Here is a 5,946-nt window from a genome sequence, read left to right as displayed (position 1 = left end):
GCCTGCTTCCCCCGACGCCGGCCTCACGCCCACCGAAGCGCGGCTGCTCCCCGTGTGGCGGCGGGTGCTGCGGCTGGAGACCATTGGCCGGGACGAGCACTTCCTGGACCTGGGCGGACACTCGCTGCTCGCCGCCCGGCTGGCGGCGGAGCTTCACCACCAGCTGGGCCGGGACGTGCCGCCGCGCGCCGTGCTGGAGGCAGGCACGCTCGCGGGACTGGCCCGCTGGCTGGACGCCGGGCCCGCGTCGCCAGCCCCCCCCGTCCTCCCTGCCCGGGACGCCGACGGCCCGCTGTCGTTCGCGCAGGAGCGGCTGTGGATCATCGACCAGCTCGTCGACGACGCCGCGCTCTACAACACGTCCGTGCGGCTGTACTTCCACGGGCCGCTCGACGTCGCCGTGCTGGAGCAGGCCCTCACCGAAGTGCTGCGCCGGCACGAGGTGCTGCGGACGGGCTTCGTCTCCCGCGACGGCCAGCCCCGGCTCCACGTCGTCGCCCCCGGGCCCTTCCCGTTGACGGTGGTGGACCTGGAGGGGGTCGCGGAGGCCGAGGCCGCCGCGCACACGCGGGAGCAGGCCCAGGCGCTCACGCCCTTCGCCCTGCGCCAGCCGCCACTCCTGCGGGGCCTGCTGCTGCGGTGGGACGCCCGCCGCGCCTGGCTGCTGCTGACCGCGCACCATGCGGTCTTCGACGGCGCCTCCGTGGACCTGCTGCTCCGTGAGCTGGAGGCGCTCTACCCCGCCTTCGCGCGCGGGCTCGCGTCGCCGCTCCCGGCCCTTCCCGTCCAGGCGCGCGACGTCGCCGCCTGGGAGCGCGGGCAGCTCCAGGGCGCCACGCGTGAACGGCTGCTGGCGTACTGGACGGAGCACCTGGGCGGCGAGTTGCCGGTGCTGACGCTCCCCACGGACCACCCACGTCCGCCCGCCCAGACGTTCCGTGGCGCCACGCTGACCCGGGACGTGCCCCGGGGCCTGCTCGCGGACCTGGAGGCGCTGGGACGGCGCGCGCAGGCCACGCCATTCATGGCCCTGCTCGCGGCGTTCTGCGCGTGGCTGTCGCGCTACTCGGGCCAGCGGGACGTGGTGGTGGGCACGCCCTTCGAGTCCCGGACGCCCTCCGAGGCCCGGGGACTGATGGGCTTCTTCGTCAACACGCTCGCGCTGAGGGTGGACCTCCAGGGCACTCCGTCGTTCCGCGAGCTGCTCGCGCGCGTGCGCAAGGTGGCGCTCGACGGCTACGCCCACGGCGCGCTGCCCTTCAACGACGTCCTGGGGGCCTTTGGCGCGAGGCGTGAGCTGTCCCATGCGCCGCTGTTCCAGGTGATGCTGGTGGTGCAGGACCGCGTCGCGCCGGCCACGCTCCAGCCCGGCCTGACCGTCGCGTCCGGCGGCGAGGTGCACACCGGCAAGGCCCGCTTCGACCTCACGCTCGTGGTCGACTTCCCTCCGGCGGGGCCCACCTTCTCGCTCGAGTACAACACCGGCCTGTTCGCGCCAGGGACCGCCGCCCGGATGCTGGAGCACTTCACGGCGCTGCTGGGCGCGGCCATCGCCAGGCCGGATGCCCCCTTCGACACGCTGCCGCTGCTCTCCCCGCTGGAGCGGCGGCGGATGTTGGAGTCCTGGAACGACACCGGCCAGGCGCCGCCCACGGGTTGCGGCCACGCCCTCTTCGAGGCCCAGGCACGCCGTGAGCCCGGCAGGGTCGCCGTGCGGTCCGGTGGCGTGTCCTGGACCTATGGAGAGCTGGAGGCCCGCGCGAACCAGGTGGCCGCCCACCTGCGGAGCCTGGGCGTGGGGCCGGAGGTGCGCGTCGGGCTGCTGATGGAGCGCAGCCCGGAGCTGGTCTGCGCGGTGCTCGGCATCGCGAAGGCAGGCGGCGTCTACGTCCCGTTGGATCCCGCCCATCCCGACGACCGGCTCGCGTTCATGATGGCCGACTCGCGCATGCGAGTCGTCGTCTCCGGCTCCGGGCTGGGCGCTCGGGCCGATGCCCTCGCCTCCAGGGTCAGCCTTGCGCCCGCGGTGGTGGACGTGGTGCGCGACGCGCGGGTGCTGGCGCGGCAGCCGGCGACGCCCCACGACAGCGGCGTGGGACCGGAGCACCTCGCCTACGTCATCTACACCTCGGGCTCCACGGGGCGGCCCAAGGGCGTGGAGGTGGAGCACCGGGCCTTCTACAACCTGGTGCTCGCGAAGATTGACGGCTTCGGCATCTTCCCGGACAGCACCGTGCTGCAGTTCGTGTCGTTCGGGTTCGACGTGTCCGTGTCGGACGTGTTCATGACGCTCGCGGTGGGCGCGACGCTGCTGCTGCGTCCCGCGGACGTGGTGGGCGGCGCGGAGCTGGCCACGCTGCTGCGCGACGAGGCCGTCACCGTCATCGTCCTGCCAGCGTCGGTGCTGGCCACGCTGCCCGCCACGGAGCTGCCCGCGCTGAAGTCCGTCATCGCGGGCGGAGAGGCGTGCTCCGCCGGGCTCGTCGACCGCTGGGCGCCGGGCCGCCGCTTCATCAACGCGTATGGCCCCACGGAGACGACCATCTGCACCACGATGGCCCGCTGCCAGGCCGGCGGCGGCGCTCCGCCCATCGGCCGTCCCATTCCGCATGCCCGGGTGTACGTGCTCGACGCGCGGCTGGAGCCCGTGCCTCCCGGTGTCACGGGAGAGCTCTACATCGGGGGCGCGGGGCTCGCGCGCGGCTACCTGGGCCGGGCGGACCTCACCGCGGACCGCTTCATCCCCAACCCCTTCGCGCGCGTGCCCGGCGAACGGCTGTACCGCACGGGCGACCTCGCGCGCTTCCTGCCGGACGGCTCGCTGATGTTCGTGGTCCGCGTGGACGACCAGGTGAAGATCCGCGGCTTCCGCATCGAGCTGGGTGAGATTGAAGCCACCCTGCGCCAGCACCCCGGCGTGCACGAAGCCCTGGTGGCCGTGCACGAGCGGGGCCCGGGCGGCAAGCAGCTCATCGCCTACGTCCTGGGTACCCCCGGCACGCCCGTGGCCCTGGACGGGCTCCCGCGCTTCCTGCGCGAGCGCCTGCCCGAGCACATGGTGCCCTCCGCCTTCATCGCGCTGGACGCGTTCCCCCGCACGCCGAACGGCAAGGTGGATCGCCGGGCGCTGCCCGTGCCCGCGCACGACGCCAGCGCGCGGACCTCGCCGCCCGTCGCACCCCGCACCCTCACCGAGGAACTCCTCGTGGAGCTCTGGTGCGAGGTGCTGCGCCTGCCCACCGTGGGCGTGGAGGACGACTTCTTCGCGCTGGGCGGCCAGTCCATCCTCGCCGCGCAGGTCATGGCCCGCGTGCGCGAGCGCTTCGAGGTGTCCCTCTCCGTGAGGGTGCTCTTCGAGTCCCCCGTCCTCGCCGCGCTCGCCGCGCGCATCGAAGAGGCCTTGATGGCCGACATCGACGCGCTCAGCGACGAAGAGGTCGCCCAGGCGCTGGCCTCCCGCGCGTCCTGAAGCACCGCTTCCTCCTCGCCACCCCCGAGAAGCCATCACGATGAGCGATCCCAACCCGACGTCGGATGCCCGCAGGGCCTTGCTGGAGAAGCGCCTGAAGAAGGCGCGGGCGAAGGAAGCCAGCGCGCCTGTCATTCCACGCCGTCCCCCGGACGAGGATCCGTCCATCTCCTCCGTGCAACGGCGGCTGTGGTTCCTGGGGCAGTGGGAGGCGGGCAGCGCCGCGTACAACATCCCGCTCGCGCTGCGCCTCACCGGAGCCCTCCACGCGGATGCGCTGGAGGCCGCGCTCCAGGAGGTCGCGCGCCGCCACGAAGTCCTCCGCACGACCTACGCGACCCGCGACGACGCCCCCGCGCTGGTGACGCATCCCGCGTCCCGGGTGACGCTCACCCGGCACCCCGTGACACCGGAGCGCTCCGGCCGCGACCAGGTCCAGGCGGATGTCGAAGCCCGGGCGCGCCGTCCCTTCGCGCTGGAGCACGAGCTGCCGCTGCGCGCGGACCTGTGGCGCGTGGGCGACGCGGAGCACGTGCTGCTGCTCACGCTGCACCACATCGCCGCGGACGGCTGGTCCATGGGCGTGCTGCTCAAGGAGCTGGGCGCGCTCTACGCGGCGTTCGTCGCGGGACAGCCCTCGCCGCTGCCGGAGCCGGCCCTCCAGTACGCGGACTTCGCGCACTGGCAGAACGCGAGCATGTCCGGCGACGCCCTCGCGTCCCACCTGGCGGCCTACCAGGCCCGGCTCCAGGGTGCCCCCGCGCTGCTGGAGTTGCCCACGGACCGGCCGCGTCCCCCGGTGCGCACCTCGAACGGCGCCATCGAGCCCTTCGACCTCACGCCCGCGCTGTCCCAGGCGGTGCGGGCCCTGGCGCAGCGCGAGCGCGTCACCCCGTTCGTCGTCCTGCTCTCCGGCTTGAGCGCCCTCTATCACCGCTACACCGGCCAGGAGGACCTCGTCCTGGGCACGACCGTGGCCGGACGCGACGCCTCCGAGCTGGAGGGCCTGATGGGCTGCTTCGTCAACACGCTGGCCCTGCGGACGCGGCCCGTGGGCAGGGCGAGCGCGCGCGAGCTGCTCCAGCAGGTGCGCGAGGAGTTCCTCGCCGTCGCGGACCACCAGGCGCTCCCGTTCGAGAAGCTGGTGGAGGCGACGACGTCCGAGCGGAACCTGGCGCACGGCCCGCTGTTCCAGGTGCTGCTCTCCGTCAACAACATCCCCCGGAGCACGCCCGCGCTCGCGGACCTGGGCGTGGAGGAGCTGCCGCTGGACACGCGCACGTCCAAGTTCGACCTGAGCTGGTCCGTGGACGACGTGGACTCAAGCCTCACCGGCTCCGTGACGTACAACACCGGCCTCTTCGAGCGGGACACCGTCGTGCGCATGGTGGGCCACCTGCGCGAGTTGCTGAACGGCATGGCGGCGCGGCCGGAAGCGCCCCTGTCCACCCTGCCCCTGCTGCCTCCTGACGAGTTCGCCCGCGTCGTGCGCGACTGGAACGCGACGCGAACGGAATACCCGCCCGCGCGGGACGTGGTGCAGCGCTTCGAGTCCCACGTGGACCGCACGCCGGATGCCCCGGCCGTGGCCTTCGAGGGCCGCCACTACACCTACCGCGAGCTGGACGTGCGCGCGTCGCGGCTGGCGCACCACCTGCGCGGCCTGGGCGCGGGGCCCGAGTCCCGCGTGGGCCTCTACCTGGAGCGCTCGCTGGACACACTGGTGGGCGTGCTCGGCATCCTGAAGGCGGGCGCGGCCTACGTGCCCGTCGACCCGTCGTACCCGGCGGACCGCGTGCGCTTCATGCTGGAGGACGCGGGCGCCCGCATCGCCGTCACCGAGGCGCACCTCGCGGATCCGCTCCAGGGTTCGCCTTCGCTGGCTGCCGTCTGTCTGGACCGGGACGCGGACGTCCTCGCGCGCCAACCCTCCACGCGGCCGTCGCGGCTCCACGGGCCGGAGCACCTGATGTACGTGCTCTTCACCTCCGGCTCCACGGGCAAGCCCAAGGGCGTGGCCGTGGAGCACCGCACCTATGGCAACTACCTGGAGGGCATCCTGCGCCGGCTGGACGCGCCGCCCGCCAGCCACTTCGCCATCGTCTCCACCTTCGCGGCGGACCTGGGCACGACCATGGTCTGGGGCGCGCTCACGACGGGCGGCTGCCTGCACGTCCTGTCGCATGACCGCGCGGCGGATCCCTCGGCCTTCGCGGACTACCTGAAGCACCACCCCATCGACGTGCTGAAGCTGGTCCCCAGCCACTTCGAGACGCTGCGCTCGCTGCGCGCGCTCCCGGACCTGCTGCCGCGCGCGAGGCTCGTCTTCGCGGGCGAGGCGTGCCCGTGGGAGCTGGTCGCCGCCATCCGGCAGGCCGCGCCAGAGCTGATCATCCAGAACCACTACGGCCCCACGGAGACGTCCGTGGCCACGCTGACCTACGTGCCGCCGCCCTCACCGCCCGAGCCCCGGGGCC

2 protein-coding genes are annotated in these 5,946 nt (G+C 73.6%); both read left to right on the top strand.

Features of this window, described 5'->3' with window-relative positions; genetic code table 11:
• A partial coding sequence (locus tag D7X55_RS34330) for a non-ribosomal peptide synthetase (protein WP_147470322.1) occupies positions 1-3,469 on the top strand: 3,469 nt, incomplete at its 5' end.
• A gap of 40 nt (positions 3,470-3,509) precedes the next feature.
• Positions 3,510-5,946, top strand: a 2,437-nt coding sequence (locus D7X55_RS34325; RefSeq protein ID WP_147470321.1) for a condensation domain-containing protein, incomplete at its 3' end; no start/stop codon positions are given.

Source organism: Corallococcus sp. AB049A, assembly GCF_003668885.1.
In the GTDB taxonomy this organism is placed as follows: domain Bacteria; phylum Myxococcota; class Myxococcia; order Myxococcales; family Myxococcaceae; genus Corallococcus; species Corallococcus interemptor.
This window is presented reverse-complemented; position numbering and strand designations above follow the sequence as displayed.